This window comes from Pseudomonas paraeruginosa (assembly GCF_003025345.2).
In the GTDB taxonomy this organism is placed as follows: Bacteria; Pseudomonadota; Gammaproteobacteria; order Pseudomonadales; family Pseudomonadaceae; genus Pseudomonas; species Pseudomonas paraeruginosa.
In genome coordinates, this window is sequence record NZ_CP020560.1 from 4,184,348 (window position 1) to 4,201,777 (window position 17,430).

Below are 17,430 nucleotides of genomic sequence, written 5' to 3' on the forward strand. Positions count from 1 at the left end.
TAAGAGGGGTTCGCCAGCGAGACCAGCGCCTCAGGCGATTTCCCGCCGGAACGGCGGCAACGCATTGAGGATGGCCTTGCCGTAGCGCTGGGTGACGACGCGGCGATCCAGCAGGGTGATGGTGCCGCGGTCCTGTTCGGTGCGCAGCAGCCGCCCGCAGGCCTGGACCAGGCGTAGCGAGGCGTCCGGTACGGCGATCTCCATGAACGGATTGCCGCCGCGCGCCTCGATCCACTCGGCCAGCGCCGCTTCCACCGGGTCGTCGGGCACGGCGAAGGGGATCTTGGCGATCACCACGTGCTCGCAGTAGGCGCCCGGCAGGTCGACGCCCTCGGCGAAGCTGGCGAGGCCGAACAGCACGCTTTCCTCGCCATCATCGACCCGCGCCTTGTGCTTGTTCAGGGTCTCCTGCTTGGACAGGTTGCCCTGGATGAACACCCGCTTGCGCCAGTCGCGTTCGAGGCCGTCGAAGACTTCCTGCATCTGCTTGCGCGAGGAAAACAGCACCAGGCTGCCGCGCGCGCCCTTCACCAGGTCCGGCAGCTCGCGGATGATCGCCGCGGTGTGTTCGGCGGCGTTGCGCGGATCGGCCTTGAGGTCGGGCACTCGCAGCACGCCGGCCTCGGCATGGTGGAACGGACTCGGCACCACCGCGGTGATCGCGCCACGCGGCAGGCCGGCGCGCATCCGGTAGCGATCGAAGGTGCCCAGCGCGGTCAGCGTGGCGGAGGTCACCAGGACCCCGTAGGCGACGTTCCACAAGTTGCGGCGCAAGGTCTCGGCGGCCAGGATCGGACTGGCGTTGGCTTCGATGTCGTAGAAGCTGCCGCTCTCGGCGAGGGTCAGCCAGCGCGCCATCGGCGGACTGTCCTGCGGATCCTCGCAAGTGAACGCGGTCCATAGCTCCCAGTTGCCCTGGGCGCGCGCCAGCAGGCTGCCGAACAGCGGGTACCACTCTTCCGCCTGGTGGCTGGCGATGCCGCCGGCGCCTTCGCCGTCCATCGCTTCCTTGAGGATGTCGGTGAGGCGGGTGAACAGGTCAGTCAGCTTGGCGAAGCCCTTCTTCAGCTCGATGCCCATCTCGCGGATATGCTCGGGGACGACCCCGCCGACGAACCGGTGGCGCGGTCGCTCGCGGCCTTCCATGTCTTCGCCGGCGCGGAAGTCGCCGATCTCCTCGCAGGCGGTGAACATGAATTGCTGGTGGGTCTTGATCTCCCGGGCCAGTTCCGGCACCTGTTCGATCAGGCGTCCGAGGTCGCCCGGCAGCGGGTGCTGGGCGAGCAGCTTGGTGAGGTTCTTGGCGATCTGCTCCAGCCAGTCGGCGGTGGCGCGCAGGCGGGTGAAATGAGCGAAGTGGCCGATGGCCTTGTCCGGCAGGTGGTGGCCCTCGTCGAACACATAGAGGGTCTCGCGCGGGTCGGGCAGTATGGCGCCGCCGCCCAGCGCCAGGTCGGCCAGCACCAGGTCGTGGTTGGTGACGATCACGTCGACCTTGGTCATGCCTTCGCGCGCCTTGTAGAAGGCGCACTGCTGGAAGTTCGGGCAATGCCGGTTGGTGCACTGGCTGTGGTCGGTGGTCAGTTGCGCCCAGTGCGCGTCGTCGATCGCCTCCGGCCAGCTGTCGCGATCGCCGTCCCAGCGGTTGCCGGCCAGGCGCTCGATCATCTGGTTGAACAGCTTGCTGCTGGCCTCGTCGACATCGATGTTGAAGCCGTCGTCGGCGAACAGCTGCGCCGTCGCGCTCTGCGCCTGGCCTTCCTGCAGCAGCACGTCGAGCTTGGACAGGCACAGGTAGCGCCCGCGGCCCTTGGCCAGGGCGAAGCTGAAAGCCAGGCCGCTATTGCGCAGCAGGTCGGGAAGGTCCTTGTGGACGATCTGTTCCTGCAGGGCGACGGTGGCGGTGGCGATCACCAGGCGCTTACCGCTGGCCTTGGCGCAGGCGATCGCCGCCAGGCTGTAGGCCACGGTCTTGCCGGTACCGGTGCCGGCTTCCACCGCGACCACCGCCGGCTCGCCCTCGCGGTGCCCCTCCTCGTCCTCCTTGATCGCGCCGAGGGCCTTGGCCACTTCGGCGATCATCAGGCGCTGGCCATAGCGAGGCTTCAGCTCCTTGGCTTCGAGAAAGCGGGTGTAGGCACCCTGGATCTGGGACTTGAGTTCGGCGCTGAGCATGGAATTCCTGGGCCCGGCGCGCAGCGGAAGACGAATCCGCCGGCGCGCCATAGCTGGATAAATTTTCAGTGGTTCGACAGGGCGGCTATGATAACGCGCTTCGTCACAACCGCCAGTGGAGATCGCCGAATGACCCCTTACGCCCTCGTCTACGCCCTGCATGTCCTGGCCGCCCTGGCCTGGGTCGGAGGGATGTTCTTCGCCTGGACGATCCTCCGTCCGGCGGCGGTCGCCACCCTCGAGGCGCCGGCCCGGCTGGGCCTGTGGCTGGAGGTGTTCCGGCGTTTCTTCCACTGGGTATGGGCGGCGGTGATCCTGCTGCCACTCAGTGGCGTCGGCATGCTGCACCTGAGCTTCAACGGCTTCGCCGGCGCGCCGCGCTACGTACAGGTGATGATGGGCCTCTACGTCGCCATGCTGGCGCTGTTCCTGCGGGTACAGGCCCTGCAACTGCCGGAGCTGCGCCGGGCGGTGGAAGCGCGGGACTGGCCGGCCGGCGGCCAGGCGCTGGGCAGGATCCGTCGCACCGTCGGCTTCAACCTGCTCCTCGGCGTGCTCCTGGTGGCCCTGGTGGCCGCGCGCCCCAGCCTCTGAGGCGTTGGCGCAACCTGCGCGGGCCGCTCAGCGGCCTGCCGCCCTCCCGGCAGCCTCGCGCCTTCGCTCAGAAGCGCACGACATCCAGGCTGCCATCGCTGCCGTCGGCGCCATTCGCGCCATCCTGCCCGCCGCGGCCGGCCCGGCCGGCGTCCACCGAATAGATCCAGCAACCGTTGTCGGGATCGGCCGCACCCGGCTTGCCAGCCTTGCCGCCGGCGCCACCGACGCCGCCCTCCAGGCGGGTCTGGAGGCGCTCCACGGGGAAGTCGCCCGGCACCTCCAGGCGAATCCGACCGCCAGCCCCACCCGGTCCACCGTCGCTGCCGGACTGGCCGTCGCCACCTTTCTGCGCGCTGCCCCAGAAGCATCCCGAGGCCTTGCCAGAGGCGCCGTCCAGGCCGTCATAGCCCGGCGCGCCGACGCCGCCGCGGGCGTCCAGCAGCAGGTTCTCCACTTCCACCGCCTGCAACCGCAGGGTCAGGTCGCGACCGTTGCCGGCGCGCTGGCGAAAGGTGCCGGTGGCGCCCGGGGCGGCGATGATGCTGCCGTCGGCCAGGTGCCCGCTGATCACCTCGATGCTGATGCGCCCCTCGCCCGGGGCCACGCCGATGCGGGCATTGCGCGCCATGCGCAGTTCCTCGATGCGCAGCACGCTGACCTGCAGAGGAATCAGCAGGGCGCCATCCTCGCCGATCTCCACCCGTTGCAGGCGCAGCTCCTGGGCCCGCTTGGGCAGGCGCATCACCGAGTTGGGCTGGACCCGCACGGTGCCGCCGATGCCCTGCTGGCGTACCGCCGGCGCCGGGTTATCGGCCGCCATGGCGGCCTCGGCCCAGCACAGCGGAGCGATCAGCAACAAGCCGAACAGTCGCTTACGCATCGCCATCCTCCTGCTCCCGCGGCGCCTCGCTGGCCGGGCTCAGGGCCGGCAGCGCGAGCATGTGGAACACACCGAACAGCAGTACCTGGAAGCGATCCAGCCAGGGGTGCGCGCGCGCCTTCAGGCGCCGTCCGAGCACCAGGATCTCGATCAGGTGGATCAACAGGATCAGGCCGCCCGCGATCGACAACAGCCAGTTCAGCGGATAGGCGAACGGATGCAGCAGATTGACCAGCACCGTGCCCCAGAACGCCAGGGTCACGAGCTTGCCCAGGCCGAGAAACGCTTTCATGGAACTCCCCCCAAGACATCGTGTGCGGGGAACATACTCGCCAGTCCGCCGCTGCGCCAGCCATGGACGAAAACGGGGGCGACCAGGCCCCCGTTTTCCTGCGTGACTGCGGCGTCACTCGCGCTTGATGAGGATTTCCACCCGGCGGTTCTCGGCCCGGCCCTCGCGGGTCTTGTTGTCGGCGACCGGCTGGCTTTCGCCCAGGCCCTGCACGCCGACGATGATGCTCGAAGGCACCCCGGCATCGATCAGATAGTTCGCAACGGCATTGGCGCGCCGTTCCGACAGCTTCTGGTTGTAGGCGTCGGAACCGACGCTGTCGGTATGCCCGGTGATGCTCAGCCGGGTACTGGCCGCCTCACCCTTCAGGCGCTCGGCGATACCGTTGAGCTTCTCGCTGTCGGCGGCGTCCACCTTCGACGAGTCGAAGGCGAAGTGCAGGTCGCGCACGACAATGGTTTCCTCCTTGACCACCGGGGGCGGCGGCGCGACTTCCTCGACCGGTTGCGGAGGCGGCGGCGCGACCTGCTCGCCGGCGCCATGCACCCAGCAATAGGCGGCGCCGACACCACCGCCGATCAGGGCGCCCCAGCCGGCCCAGCTGCTGCTTTCGATCGCGCCCAGGCCGGCCCCGGTAACACCACCGACCGCCGCACAGGTCGGCCAGTCGCTTTTCTGCAACCCTGCGCAGCCCGTCAGCAAGCCGCTGACCAGGATCAGGGGTAAAGCGGTCCTCGTGATGCTCATTGGAATTCTCCTCGTGGATCGGTTGTTACCGACAGATAGGGAGTAAAGACCCCTGCCGAAAAAAGCGCCAGCACTAGGCCATGCAGGCGCTTCAGGCTAGTCTTGGCGAATCCGAGGAGGCTGTTTTCCCATGAGCGAACCGATTTCCCCGCGCACCCCGCAACAGGCCCTGGCCGCGCTGCTCGCCCGCCACGCGCCGAAGCGCCTGCTAGTGGTCGGCGCCAGCCGGCTGCCGGCGGTGGAGGCCTTTCTCCACAACCATCCACAGTGCCAACTGGCACACAGCCCGGCAGCGGAACTGCCCGCTGAACTGGCCAGCCAGCGTTTCGACCTGGCACTCTTCGTCGACTGCCTGGAACACCTGCCGCAGCGCCGCGGCCTGCAACTGCTCGCCGGGGTGCGCAACCTGAACGCCAGCCGGGTCGCGGTACTGGTCGACCTCGGCGCCAGCGACTGGAACGAAACCGATTTCTTCGCCCTCGCCATGCAGAACAGCGAACGCTTCCAGCGCGAGGGGCAGACCCTGACCCTGTTCACCTACGACCTGCACGAATACAAGCAGGTCCCCGACTGGCTGAACGCCAGGTTCTGGGCCAACCCGGAAAATTTCGGCAAGTACTGGTGGTAAGCATGAACCAACCCTCCTGCCCTTGCGGCAGCGGCGACCCGCTCGACGAATGCTGCGGCCGCTATCACCGGGGCCATCCGGCCCCCACCGCGGAAGCGCTGATGCGCTCGCGTTACAGCGCCTATGCCCTGGGCCTGGTGGACTACCTGCGCGAGACCACGCTGCCGGCGCAGCAGGCCGGACTCGATCTCGACGGCATCCGCGCCTGGAGCCACGGCAGCACCTGGCTCGGTCTCGACGTGGAAAGCCACGAGGTGCTCGGCGGAAAACCGGAACACGCGCGGGTCACCTTCACCGCGCGCTGGCACGACGCCGCCGGTGAGCATGCCCACCGCGAGTGTTCCGGCTTCGTCCAGCGCGACGGCCGCTGGTATTTCCTCGACCCCACGGTAGCCCTCGGGCTCGGCCGCAACGACCCGTGCCCCTGCGGCGCCGGCGGCAAGCTGAAGAAATGCTGCGGTCCCTGGATCAACTGACCGATGCGCTCGCTCGCCAGCTACATCCGCGCCATCCATGCCCTGCCCTCACCCGTTTCGATCAGCGACGAACAGCGCGAGGAACGGCGGTACCGGGAGGGCGGCAGCGAAATCCACAGCCGCGAGGCCATCTATCGCTTCGACAACGGCGTGCGTCTGCGCCAGCATTGCGAACGCGACCTGTTGCCGCGCGAGCAGGCCTGCGAGGAATGCTGGATCGGCTACGAGGTGCTGGATGCCGCGGGACAGGACATCCGCCCTCGCCACAAGCATTTCAGCAACGCCTGCCAGGAGCGTTTCTGGTTGCGCATGCACGCCTGAGAGACTGCGCCAGGCGCCGCGGTTTGGGCGTTCCCGGCCGCTCGGGTAGAATGCGCAGCCTTTTCATCCGGGCCCATCCCCATGCTGCTGACCGTGCTCTACATCATCGCCATCACCGCCGAAGCCATGACCGGTGCGCTGTCGGCCGGCCGGCGCAGCATGGACTTGTTCGGCGTGGTGCTGATCGCCTGCGTCACCGCCCTGGGCGGCGGCTCGGTGCGCGACATGCTGCTCGGCCATTATCCGCTGACCTGGGTCCGCCATCCCGAATACCTGGCGCTGACCGCCGTCGCCGCGCTGGTCACGGTCTTCATCGCGCCGCTGATGCGCCACCTGCGCTCGCTGTTCCTGGTGCTCGACGCGGTCGGCCTGGTGGCGTTCACCCTGATCGGCTGCCAGGTCAGCCTGGAGATGGGCCACAGCCTGCTGATCGCGGCGATCAGCGGGGTGATAACCGGGGTTTTCGGCGGCATCCTTCGCGACATCCTCTGCAACGACGTGCCGCTGATCTTCCGCCGCGAGCTCTACGCCAGCGTGTCCTTCGCCAGCGCCTGGTGCTACCTGATCTGCGTGGAACTGGAACTGCCCTCGGAACAGGCGATGCTGATCACCCTGTTCAGCGGCTTCCTGTTCCGCCTCCTGGCCATCCGCTTCCACTGGGAAATGCCGAAGTTCGTCTACCAGGACGATTTCGACCACTGAGCCGGTGTCCAGCGGCGCCGTAGCGATCACCGTCGAACCGGCGGATGACCGCGCCGCGCTTGGTCGCTCTGGCCGAGGACTTGGCGCCGGACGCTTTCGATGCGTTGCCCGCCTGCCGGGCTGAGCGTCTCAGTCCTGCAGGCGCAGGTGACTGGTATCCGGCGCCGGCGGCGGCGCCTCGGCGCGCGCCTGGCCCATGTCGCTGCCGACCGGGGCGATGCTGAGACCAGCGAGATCGAGCTTCGGCACCTCGATCCCGGCCTTGGCTTCCTGCAGGTCGGCACCTAGCGGAGCCAGGCCGAAGTCCGGCGCGTCAACCTCGGCGAAGGCCGCCATGTAGCCGTCCCGCGGCGCGACCTGCAGGCGCCCGGCGGGTGCCGGCGCAGCCGCCACGGACGGCGGTGTCGCTGCCGAGGGCTGCGGCGCCGGTGGTGGCGCCATGACCACCTCCTCGACCTCCATCTCGCTGACCAGGGCGATCGCTCCCGCGCGCTCCAGCACGCTGCGGTACTTCTCCGCGGATGCCGCGTCGAGATTGTTCTTGATCACCACCCGGCGTCCGGAAAACAGCAGCTCGATACGCTGCGCGTCGGCCTGGAACAGCTTGGCCAGGTTGGCCTTGACCACTTCGGGCCTGGCGCCCGCGACCAGTTGACCGGAAAAGGCGATTTCAAAGCGGCTCATTGGCATCTCTCCGAGTGACGGGCCGGGCGGCGTGGCGCCCCCTGACGATTGCGGGAACGATTGTACCCCTCGCCGTGGTCCCATGCAGTGACTGGGTCGGCAACGGCCAGGCTCGGGTCAGCCATGCCGGACGCGCGAGCCGACGGGAAGACTTGCACGGGCATACGCGCTTCTCCATGCTCCCCGGGCCGCAATGCGGGAAACATGTGGACACAGGCCTGTAGCTGAAACATCTTTCCTCTATACAACAATGAGTTGCAGCACATTCACTGCTTGATAAACTGGGGCGTCTCGGGGGGGATTGACATGAATTACCAGGCGCAAATGATAAGAATTATCAGCCTTATGATGATGTGGGGCGTAATCTCCAATCTGTCCGGCTGCAGTTGGATGACCGGCAACTTCGAAGACCCGGACGTCAAGCTGCTGAAGGTGGAGGTGATCAAGGCACGCCTGCTGGAGCAGGAGTTCGTCATGCGCTTCCGCATCGACAATCCCAACGACTTCAGCCTGCCGGTGCGCGGCCTGCGGTACGCGGTGCAACTCAACGACATCCAGCTCGCCGAAGGCGAATCCGGCCAGTGGTTCACCGTACCGGCCCACGGCCACGAAGTGTTCGACGTGCCGGTGCGAACCAATCTCTGGCGCCACATGAAATACATCGTCAAGCTCCTCGAACGTCCGGAGGAGCCGATCCGCTATCGCCTGGCGGGCGAGGTGAAGACCGGCCTGATGTTCGGCCGCAGCGTGCACCTGAGACGAAATGGCGAGATAATTCCCGGCGATTTCATTCCAGAGTAGGTCCCCCATGAGTCAGGAACCCCACGTGCACGGCCCGAACTGCAACCACGACCATGATCACCAGCACGACCATGGCCACGTCCACGGCCCGCACTGCAACCACAGCCACGAGCCGGTGCGCAACCCGCTGAAGACGGTGGGCCGCAACGACCCCTGCCCCTGCGGCAGCGAGAAGAAATTCAAGAAGTGCCACGGCGCCTGAGCGCCGCCGCGCTCGGAGAATTCCAGGCCCGCATGACAGCGGGCCTTTTTGCCGGCGCGACAGCGCTGTGCAGCGACCGGCACGATTTGCATCGAACCTCCCCTTCTGGCGTACAGTCTTCCGTTCGTAGCCCATCGAAGAAGCGGAGGCACCGATGATCGACCTCTACTACTGGACCACCCCGAACGGCCACAAGATCAGCCTGTTCCTCGAGGAGGCCGGCCTGCCCTATACCCTCCACCCGATCAACATCGGCCAGGGCGAGCAGTTCCAGCCGGAATTCCTGAAAATCTCTCCGAACAACAAGATTCCCGCCATCGTCGACCGGCAGCCGGCCGACGGCGGCGAACCCCTGGCCCTGTTCGAGTCCGGCGCGATCCTGCTCTACCTCGCGGAAAAGACCGGCCGCTTCCTCGCCAGGGACCTGCGCACCCGCGAACAAACCCTGCAATGGCTGTTCTGGCAGATGGGCGGGCTGGGGCCGATGGCCGGACAGAACCATCACTTCAGCCGCTTCGCCGCGCAGAAGATCCCCTACGCCATCGAGCGCTACGTCAAGGAAACCGCACGCCTGTATGGCGTCCTCGACCAGCGTCTGGCCGACCGCGCCTTCGTCGCCGGCGACGACTACAGCATCGCCGACATGGCGATCTATCCGTGGATCGTCCCGCACCAGTGGCAGGAGCAGGATCTTGCCGACTTCCCCCACCTGCAGCGCTGGTTCGAGAACATTCGCCAGCGCCCGGCGACGCAACGCGCCTATGCTTTGGTGGAGCGCATCAACCCGCCGAAGTAGCGAGTCCCGAGCCGGCCTGCGAACGACCTCGCGGACGACCGCAGGCGGAGCTTGCGCGGCCCTGCGCTCCTCTCTAACGTAGCGCCTCTCGACGCGACCACCCCCGCAGGAGCTCCCACCCCATGGCCTCGCCAGCCTTCATGCGCTTTCTTCCCCGTTGCGGCGCCGCCGCGGCCTTCGGCACCCTGCTCGGTCTCGCCGGCTGCCAGTCCTGGCTCGACGACCGCTATGCCGACAGCCTGCCGCCAACCTCCGGCGTGCAGCCGATCAAGGGCCTGGCGCAGAACGTCTCGATCCGGCGCAACGCGCTGGGCATGCCGCTGATCGAGACCAGTACCTTCCACGACGCGTTGTTCGCCCTGGGTTACGTGCACGCTTCCGACCGCCTCAGCCAGATGGTCGGCCTGCGCCTGCTGGGCCAGGGGCGCCTGGCCGAGATGGCCGGCCCCGGCGCGCTGGAGATCGACCGCTTCATGCGCACGGTGAACCTGCGCCAGGCCGCGGAGATCCAGTACAAGAACGCCTCGCCACGCCTGCGACGCTTCTTCGAGGTCTATGCGCGCGGCGTCAACGCCTACCTGTACCGCTACCGCGACAAGCTGCCGATGGACCTCGCCCAGTCCGGCTACCGCCCGGAATACTGGAAGCCCGAGGACTCGGCGCTGGTCTTCGTCCTGCTCAACTTCGGCCTGGCGGTGAACCTCCAGGAAGAAATCGCCTCGCTGGCGATCGCCCAGAAGGTCGGCAGCGACAAGCTGGCCTGGCTGACCCCGTCCTATCCCGACGAGAACCTGCCGTTCGACGAAGCGGAAAAGCTCCAGGGTCTGCGCCTGGACGGGCAGATTCCCGGTCTCGCCGGCATCGATGGCGCCGCCCGGCAGGTCGCCGCATTGAGCATGCTCGGTGTCGCCGCCTCGAACAACTGGGCCATCGCGCCGCAACGCAGCCGCAGCGGCAAGAGCCTGCTGGCCAACGACACCCACCTGCCGCTGAGCATGCCTTCGGTGTGGAACTACGTGCAGATCCGCTCGCCCAAGTACCAGGCCGCGGGCGTCTCCATCGCCGGCCTGCCGGGCGTGGTGGCGGGCTTCAACGGCAAGCTGGCGTGGGGCATGACCATGGTCCTGGGCGACAACCAGGATCTCTACCTGGAACAGCTGCGACGCCAGGGCAACCGCCTCTACTACCTGGCCGACGGCAAATGGCTGCCGACCCGCGAGCGCCAGGAAACCTTCTTCATCAAGGGCCAGCGGCCAATCCGCGAGGTGATCCACGAAACCCGCCACGGCCCGCTGCTCAACAGCGCCCTGGGCGAACGCAAGAACATCCTCCAGCCGCTGCCGCTGAGCAGCGGCTATGGCCTGGCCTACCGCAGCATCCAGCAGGAAGCCGACCGGACCCTCGACGGTTTCTTCGACCTGTCGCGAGCCCGGACCATCGAGCAGGCCTTCGACGCTACCCGCGAAATCCGCGCGATGCCTCTGAACATCGTGTTCGCCGACGAGAAGCACATCGGCTGGCAGGTCACCGGTCGCTACCCGAACCGCAAGGAAGGTCGCGGCCTGCTGCCCTCCCCCGGCTGGGACGGGCGCTACGACTGGGACGGCTATGCCGAGCCGATCCTCCATCCCTCCGACCAGGACCCGCAGCAAGGCTGGCTGGGCACCGCCAACCATCGGACCGTGCAACCCGGCTACGGCGCCCAGCTGTCCAACTCCTGGTACTACCCGGAGCGCGCCGAGCGCATCGCCCAGTTGGCCGGCGCCAGCAGGAGCCACGATACCCAGAGCATGATCCGCATGCAGTACGACCAGACCTCGCTGTTCGTCGCCAAGCTGCAGGCGATGTTCGACAGCCCCGGCATGGCCCTGCCGCTGCGCCAGGCCATCGACGCCCTGCCGGAAGCGCAGCGCGGCCGCGCGCACGAGGCCTACGACCGGCTGATGGCGTTCGACGGCAAGCTGGCGGCGAACTCCAGCGACGCCGCGCTGTACGGCGCGTTTCTCCAGGAAAGCGCCCGGCAGATTTTCCTCGACGAACTCGGTCCGGAGGATGGTCCGGCCTGGAAGGCCTTCGTCGAAACCGCCAACCTCTCCTACTCGGCGCAGGCCGACCACCTGCTCGGTCGCGACGACAGCCCGTTCTGGGACGACATCCGGACCCCGCAGAAGGAAGACAAGCCGGCGATCCTGGCCCGCAGCCTGGCCGCTGCGGTGGCGTTCTGCGAACAGCGGCTGGGCAACGAGCGCAAGGCCTGGCAATGGGGCTCGCTGCACACCTACGAATGGCAGAGCGACAGTTCGCGGATGGCCCCCTATCTGAGCGCCGGTGAGCGTGCCGGACTCGGCGCAATCAAGGGCTATCTCGACCGCGGTCCCTACCCGGCGGGGGGCGACCATACCACCCTGGACGTGTCTGCCTACAACTGGGGCCAGGATTTCGACACCTGGCTGATCCCGGCGATGCGCCTGATCGTCGATTTCGGCCAGAGCGAACCGATGATCGGCGTGAACAGCAGCGGCCAGTCCGGCAACCCGGCCAGCCCGCACTATGCCGACGGCATCGATGCCTGGCTCAAGGGGCGTTACGTCAGCTTCCCGTTCCAGCCACAGAACCTCGACCGCGCCTATGGCAGCAAGCGGCTGACCCTCACGCCCGCGCGCTGATGGACAGGCATGGAACTTTCCACCACGCCACCGCTCTGAACAGTCGACTTACTCCATGATCATCTTCAGGGCGTCCTCCCGGACGCCCTTCTTTTCCTCTCCCTCGCGACATCCTTTCCTCCATCATCCTTTTCCGAAGAGACTCACGATGCCTATCGAGTTGAAGCATTGCTTCGTCTTCACGGGCGCCCCCGGCACGGGCAAGACCAGCCTGCTCGAAGCCCTGCGGCGGCACGGCCAACGCTGCGTGGGCGAGGCCGGCCGGGCGATCATCCGCCAGCAACTGGCGAACCGGGGCGACGCCCTGCCCTGGGCGAACGCCGAAGCGTTCAAGACACTCATGCTGGAACAGGCCCTGGCGACGTGGCAGGCACATCGCGAAACCGCCGGCCCGGTATTCTTCGACCGCGGTATCGTCGACGTCCTGGGTTACGCCCGCCTGAGCCGACTCGACGAACCGCCCGCGCTGCGCGAAGCGGCGAACGACCTGCGCTACAACCGCCGGGTGTTCATCGCCCCGGCCTGGGAGGCGATCTATCGCAACGATACCGAGCGCCGCCAGGATTTCGCCGAAGCCCTGCGCACCGAACGGGCGATGCGCGAAGTCTATGCGGAGTCGGGCTATCGGTTGCTGGAACTGCCCAGAGCCGGCATCGCCGAGCGCCTGGCGTTCGTCCTCGCCCACCTCGGGACGGACTGAGGCTCAGTCCGCCCCACGCTCTTCCGCCGGCGCCACCAGCGCCCGATCCAGCCAGTCCGGCGGCAGGCTCTTGCTGGCGCGAGCCCCAGCAACTTGAGCTGCTCGCTACGGCTGATCAGATTGCCGCGCCCCTCGGCGAGCTTGTTGCGCGCCGCCGCGTAGGCCTTGTCCACCTGCTGCAGGCGTGCGCCGACCTCGTCGAGATCCTGGACGAAGAGCACGAACTTGTCGTACAGGGAACCGGCGCGCTCGGCGATCTCCCGCGCGTTCTGGTTCTGCCGCTCCTGGCGCCAGAGACTGTCGATCACGCGCAGGGTCGCCAGCAGAGTGGTCGGACTGACGATCACGATGTTCTGCGCGAAGGCGTCCTGGAACAGGTTCGGCTCGGCCTGCAAGGCGGTGGAAAACGCCGCCTCGATCGGCATGAAGAGCAGGACGAAATCGAGGCTGTGCAGCCCCTCCAGGCGCCGGTAGTCCTTGCCGGAAAGCCCTTTGACATGGTTGCGCAACGAAGTCACGTGCTGCTTCAGCGCCTGCTGGCGCAGCAGTTCGTCGTCGGCGGCGATGTACTGCTGGTAGGCCGTGAGACTGACCTTGGCGTCCACCACCACTTGCTTGTCGCCGGGCAGTCGAATCAGAACGTCCGGCTGGAAGCGCTCGCCCTCGGCGCCTTTCAGGCTGACCTGGGTGTCGTATTCGCGACCCTTTTCCAGGCCGGCATGCTCGAGCACCCGTTCCAGCACCAGTTCGCCCCAGTTGCCCTGGGTCTTCTGGCCCTTGAGCGCGCGCGTCAGGTTGGTCGCCTCCTCGCCCAGGCGCAGGTTGAGTTGCTGCAGGCGCTCCAGTTCCTTGCTCAGGGAGAAGCGCTCGCGCGCCTCCTGCTGGTAGCTTTCTTCCACGCGCTTCTCGAACGCCTGGATGCGCTCCTTCAACGGGTCGAGCATCTGCCCCAGGCGTTGCTGGCTGGTTTCGGCGAAACGCTGCTCGCGCTCATCGAAGATCTTTCCGGCCAGTTCGGCGAACTGCGCCCGCAACTCGTCGCGCGCCGCCTGCAGGTCGGCCAGGCGCTGCTGATGGCTGTCCTGTTGCTCGCGCAGTTCCGCGGCCAGTCCGGCGCGCTCCGACGCCAGCCGGCGCAATTCCTCCTCCCGCGCCTGGCGCTCGCTGGCCCAGCGCGCTTCCGCCTCGGCCGCGCGCTGCCGCTCTTCGCCCATCAGTTCGGCTTCACGGCGCAGGGCCGCGGCCTCGCCGGCCAGCTTGGCGTGACGCTCGCCGAGTTGCTGATAAGCTTCCCGCCCCATTTCCAGCTGCGCGTTCAAGCCATCCTGGGCCAACTGGGCGGTCGCCAGCCGCTCGCCGAGCAAGGCCACTTCGCGCTCCGCCAGGCTGCTCCGCCGCTGCAACTGCCAGGCCAGCCCGGCCAGGGGAAGCGCGGCGGCGAGCAGGCCAAGCAACAGGTTCGGTAGATCGACGGCCATCAAGGTACTCCAGCGGGAAAGGACGCCCTCGCCAGTCGGGCGGGCAGGCGCGTGCAGCGGATTCTAGGTTCTCGGAAAAAAGCCGTCGAGCGAATGGCGCCTGCCAGCCAGGCCAGCCAGGATGGCCCTTCCCCGAAGACCTCTGCGATGGCGCAGCAGCAGGCTGGCCACGGCTCGCAGCCAGCGCCGCCTTCGCCACAGGCTCCGGCACTCTTGTCGCGCTCGCAGGGCTTGCTTTGGAGCACGCGATGTGCTGTCGAGCAAGCGCTTGGGAAATCCACAGAACCTGTGGATAACCCGGTGGAAAAGACCTCAAAAAACTGCCGAAGCCCCGATGGAGCGGGGCTATGGGACAGATTGACGATTTTTTCACCAACTATTTTTATCTTTATTTTTCAATAAGTTACGAATCAAACATGAAAAATCAAGCGTTTAGAGCCTACCGCTCTCAGCCCTTGACAAGCTGCTTTCCATTTGTGCACAAATTTTCGCCGCGGCGCCTTCGCGCCCCATCGCGGGGCATCCGCAAGCGAAACACCGGGCTTGCGGAGCCACAGGACGAACCGCTGCTCGCGAGTGGGGAGATCCCGCTCATCCCGCCGTCCTCCAGTCTTCCGGAAACCCCGCTCCCGGCTGCCGGCGCATGGCCCCAAGGTCATGCCGGCTGGGGCAGGCGGCCGTCCACCAGGAACAGTTCGCGAGCGAACACCTTCGGCGAGCCCGGCACGTGCGCAGGCTTGAACGCCACATAGCTGGCGGTGGTTTCGCACAGCCATGGGGTCAGGTTGCGCGGACGTTTCTCGATGAAGGCCCGCGGCGTAAACAGGGCGACATTGCAGCCACGCTGCGGGCAACGCGCCGAACGATACTCGAATGCCTGTACACCGGCGCCGCGCATGGCACTACCCAGCTCCTGGGCGACTCGGTAGTCGGCGGTATCGGTCAGCGCGCGCTCGTAGTCGGAGAAAGGCGGTTCCTGCAGGCGAACGCCCCGCTCCACCTTCCAGGCCGCCTCGAACGAGGCGTGCTCGGAAAGGATCCGCCCACTGGGCGGCGGCACCGCCATGCCGCTCCACAGGACGCAACGGTAATAGGCGCCCTCGGCCATCGCTGTCTCCAGTTTCAGCGCGGCATAGAACAGGCCTGGCTCATGCCGGCGACCGAAGCGCGAGCCCCAGCGCAAGGGCGGATAGCGGAACGGCGTCTTCAACAGGTAATGCAGCGGCTCGGCACTTTCCGGCAGCGGCGGCTTGCTGGACTCCAGCAACTCCTCGAGCAACGCCTGCTCCTCGAGGGTATCCACCAGTTGCAGAGTCGCCACCTGCTCCTGGCTCTCCACCAGCCGCACCAGCCGCCCTTGCAGCGGCCGGACCTGCTTCTCGCCTGCGCAGAGGCGCCAGATCTCGCTCACCATTCCATCCCTCGCTTCCCGTGGTGTCGGATGCCAGCATACCGGCACTGGAATATCCGCTCGGCCAGGCGCGTCGCCACCGGCTGCCAGCCTTTTCCGCGACAGGCGTAGGCAACCCGCTCAGGCGCGCCGGGCATCAGACCTTGCCGCGGATCGCGTCGAGGTACTCCAGTACATGCACCAGGCCCTGTACCTGTCCCATCAGCGCCAGGGGCTCCCCGCCCAGGTGATGGTTGGGCGTGCGCATGAAATGACGCAGGTCCTCCTGCTGCCCGCCGAACAGGGCATACAGCGCGCGGTAGACCCGCACGAGCAGCAGGGCCAGTTCGCCGGTCTTGCTGTCCACCCGCAGGCCCTGGCTCTTCCAGCGGCTGATGGCGCTGCGGTCGACGCCGAGGATCCCGGCCAGTTCGAGTTGCGTCAGGCCCAGCTGCTCGCGCGCGGCCAGCACCGCCTTGGCCAGGACGGCATCGGCACTGGGGCGTTCCTTGATGAGAGCGCTCATGACGACCTCCTCATGTGTGTTTACAACAAATTAACATCATTCTGCTGAAAACACACGCACGGACCGCCCTCTTCTAGAGCACGACCCGCAGGCACTGCCCGGCGTGGTACAGGGAAAAGCCCGCCTCGTAGGCGCAACCGCGCAGCCGGGCGGCCGTTACCGGTTTCGACGCGCTGAACGGCAACGGCAAGGCATCGCGCTCGCCGCCCAGCAGATACTCGGCGAACGCCTTGCCCACGACCGTGCCGGTGGTCACCCCCCGGCCGTTGTAGCCGGTCACCGCGAGCAGGCCCGGCGCAGGCTCGAACAGGCGCATCAGGTGGTCGGGCGTGAAGGCGATGCGGCCGGTCCAGGTGTACTCCCAGTCGACCCGGCCGAGCTCGGGAAAGTAGTGCCGCCGGATACGTTCGGCCCACTGGCGGAGAAACCAGGTCGGCTTGCTCGAACCGTTGCCGAGGCTGCCCAGCAGCAGGCGTCCCTGGGCGTCGCGACGGATGCTGCTGAGCACCGTCCGAGTATCCCAGGCCCCCTGCCCATGCGGCAGGATGCGGTCGGCCGCGGCTCCCCGCAGCGGCGCCGAAGCGACCTGGTAGTAGTAGCCGGGGAAGAAGTGCCGGCGCAGGTCGGTCCACTCGCCTTCGGTATAGGCATTCGAGGCGATCACCACCTGTTCCGCCAGCACCACACCCGCCGCGCTGCGTACCGCCCAGCACGAGCCGTGACGCTCCAGCCGGCACACCGGCGAGCGCTCGTGAAGACGCCCGCCCAGGCGCAGGATGGCCGCCGCCAGCCCCCGTACATAGGCCATGGGGTTCAATGTTCCGGCACGCCGGTCGAGCAGCGCGGCGCTGATCCGGCGGGTGCCGCAGGTCTCGTGGCAGGCCGCTCCGCCCAACAGTTCCAGCGGCGCGCCGCGTCGCGTCCACTGCGCGTGGCGGCGCCGCAGCTCGGCCACGCCACTGGCGTTGTGCGCCATGTGCAGGGTGCCCTCGCGCCGCAGCTGGCAGTCGATGCCGAGGCGCTCGATCGTTTCCATCACCAGCGCCGGCGCCCGGCCCAGCACGCCGTTGAGCTTTTCCCCATGCTCGGCGCCGAGTCTGGAGACCACCTCGTCCGGAGCAATCCAGGTGCCGGCGTTGATCAGCCCGACGTTGCGCCCGGATCCCCCGTGACCGATCTCGTGCGCTTCCAGCACGCACACCGAACGCCCGGCCTCCAGCAGGTGCAGCGCCGCCGACAGCCCGGTGAAGCCGGCACCGATCACGCAGACATCCGCCCGCTGCTCGCCGTCCAGGCTCGCCGACCCGGGCAAGCCTGGCGTGACCACTTCCCATAGACACCGTTGCTGCAAACCACCCATGCGCGACTC

At 67.3% G+C, this 17,430-nt stretch carries 18 protein-coding genes and 1 pseudogene; 10 read left to right on the top strand and 9 right to left on the bottom strand.

Going from position 1 to position 17,430, the window contains the following annotated elements; translation table 11 throughout:
* Positions 1-30: 30 nt before the first annotated feature.
* Entirely contained in the window at positions 31-2,175 is a 2,145-nt protein-coding gene (dinG, locus tag B7D75_RS19810) for an ATP-dependent DNA helicase DinG (RefSeq protein ID WP_033998707.1), read from the bottom strand.
* Positions 2,176-2,304: 129 nt separating this feature from the next.
* On the opposite strand from dinG, the gene B7D75_RS19815 reads away from it, so the two are divergent.
* Positions 2,305-2,769 carry a CopD family protein gene (locus tag B7D75_RS19815; protein WP_034079462.1) on the top strand — a complete coding sequence of 155 codons (465 nt, stop codon included), beginning with the start codon at positions 2,305-2,307 and terminating at the stop codon, positions 2,767-2,769.
* Positions 2,770-2,836: 67 nt separating this feature from the next.
* Here B7D75_RS19815 and B7D75_RS19820 read toward each other — a convergent pair whose 3' ends face one another.
* From B7D75_RS19820 to B7D75_RS19830, 3 genes are all read right to left on the bottom strand, one after another.
* Entirely contained in the window at positions 2,837-3,652 is an 816-nt protein-coding gene (locus B7D75_RS19820; protein ID WP_012076749.1) for a hypothetical protein, read from the bottom strand.
* A complete protein-coding gene (locus B7D75_RS19825; protein ID WP_003153443.1) occupies positions 3,645-3,944 on the bottom strand; it encodes a DUF1145 domain-containing protein in 300 nt (99 codons plus the stop codon). Before B7D75_RS19825 ends, B7D75_RS19820 begins: the two co-directional genes overlap by 8 nt.
* Positions 3,945-4,058: 114 nt before the next feature.
* Complete coding sequence (locus B7D75_RS19830; RefSeq protein ID WP_003082015.1) at positions 4,059-4,691, bottom strand: OmpA family protein; 633 nt, start codon at positions 4,689-4,691, stop codon at positions 4,059-4,061.
* Positions 4,692-4,821: 130 nt separating this feature from the next.
* On the opposite strand from B7D75_RS19830, the gene B7D75_RS19835 reads away from it, so the two are divergent.
* From B7D75_RS19835 to B7D75_RS19850, 4 genes are all read left to right on the top strand, one after another.
* Positions 4,822-5,319, top strand: coding sequence for a DUF6231 family protein (locus B7D75_RS19835; protein WP_003153446.1), 498 nt, complete (start codon positions 4,822-4,824; stop codon positions 5,317-5,319).
* A 2-nt stretch (positions 5,320-5,321) separates the two neighbouring features.
* A complete protein-coding gene (locus B7D75_RS19840; protein WP_034079460.1) occupies positions 5,322-5,795 on the top strand; it encodes a YchJ family protein in 474 nt (157 codons plus the stop codon).
* A gap of 3 nt (positions 5,796-5,798) precedes the next feature.
* Complete coding sequence (locus B7D75_RS19845) at positions 5,799-6,116, top strand: hypothetical protein (protein ID WP_058175184.1); 318 nt, start codon at positions 5,799-5,801, stop codon at positions 6,114-6,116.
* Positions 6,117-6,197: 81 nt separating this feature from the next.
* Positions 6,198-6,818: a trimeric intracellular cation channel family protein gene (locus tag B7D75_RS19850; protein WP_003081997.1), complete on the top strand. Its 621-nt coding sequence runs from the start codon at positions 6,198-6,200 to the stop codon at positions 6,816-6,818.
* 129 nt (positions 6,819-6,947) lie between these two features.
* On the opposite strand, the gene B7D75_RS19855 is transcribed toward B7D75_RS19850, so the two are convergent.
* On the bottom strand, positions 6,948-7,502 hold the full coding sequence (locus B7D75_RS19855; RefSeq protein ID WP_107114349.1) for a hypothetical protein: 555 nt from the start codon (positions 7,500-7,502) through the stop codon (positions 6,948-6,950).
* Positions 7,503-7,808: 306 nt separating this feature from the next.
* Between B7D75_RS19855 and B7D75_RS19860 the strand changes: the two genes are divergently transcribed.
* The 5 genes from B7D75_RS19860 (at position 7,809) to B7D75_RS19880 (ending at position 12,667) form a co-directional block, all read left to right on the top strand.
* Positions 7,809-8,303, top strand: coding sequence for an LEA type 2 family protein (locus B7D75_RS19860; protein WP_003153715.1), 495 nt, complete (start codon positions 7,809-7,811; stop codon positions 8,301-8,303).
* Between the two features lie 7 nt (positions 8,304-8,310).
* Positions 8,311-8,505: an SEC-C metal-binding domain-containing protein gene (locus tag B7D75_RS19865; protein ID WP_003153714.1), complete on the top strand. Its 195-nt coding sequence runs from the start codon at positions 8,311-8,313 to the stop codon at positions 8,503-8,505.
* Between the two features lie 154 nt (positions 8,506-8,659).
* Positions 8,660-9,301 carry a glutathione binding-like protein gene (locus tag B7D75_RS19870; protein WP_012076756.1) on the top strand — a complete coding sequence of 214 codons (642 nt, stop codon included), beginning with the start codon at positions 8,660-8,662 and terminating at the stop codon, positions 9,299-9,301.
* 122 nt (positions 9,302-9,423) lie between these two features.
* Positions 9,424-11,967: an acyl-homoserine-lactone acylase QuiP gene (gene quiP / locus B7D75_RS19875; protein WP_058129152.1), complete on the top strand. Its 2,544-nt coding sequence runs from the start codon at positions 9,424-9,426 to the stop codon at positions 11,965-11,967.
* Between the two features lie 148 nt (positions 11,968-12,115).
* Entirely contained in the window at positions 12,116-12,667 is a 552-nt protein-coding gene (locus B7D75_RS19880; RefSeq protein WP_012076759.1) for an AAA family ATPase, read from the top strand.
* Between the two features lie 3 nt (positions 12,668-12,670).
* On the opposite strand, the pseudogene rmuC reads toward B7D75_RS19880, so the two are convergent.
* From rmuC to amaA, 4 genes and pseudogenes are all read right to left on the bottom strand, one after another.
* Positions 12,671-14,031 (bottom strand): annotated as a pseudogene (rmuC, locus tag B7D75_RS19885) (DNA recombination protein RmuC).
* Positions 14,032-14,800: 769 nt separating this feature from the next.
* Complete coding sequence (locus B7D75_RS19890; RefSeq protein ID WP_074197528.1) at positions 14,801-15,556, bottom strand: RES family NAD+ phosphorylase; 756 nt, start codon at positions 15,554-15,556, stop codon at positions 14,801-14,803.
* 136 nt (positions 15,557-15,692) lie between these two features.
* Positions 15,693-16,061: an antitoxin Xre/MbcA/ParS toxin-binding domain-containing protein gene (locus tag B7D75_RS19895; protein ID WP_003157715.1), complete on the bottom strand. Its 369-nt coding sequence runs from the start codon at positions 16,059-16,061 to the stop codon at positions 15,693-15,695.
* Positions 16,062-16,134: 73 nt separating this feature from the next.
* Positions 16,135-17,421: an L-pipecolate oxidase gene (amaA, locus tag B7D75_RS19900; protein ID WP_107114350.1), complete on the bottom strand. Its 1,287-nt coding sequence runs from the start codon at positions 17,419-17,421 to the stop codon at positions 16,135-16,137.
* Positions 17,422-17,430: the final 9 nt, after the last annotated feature.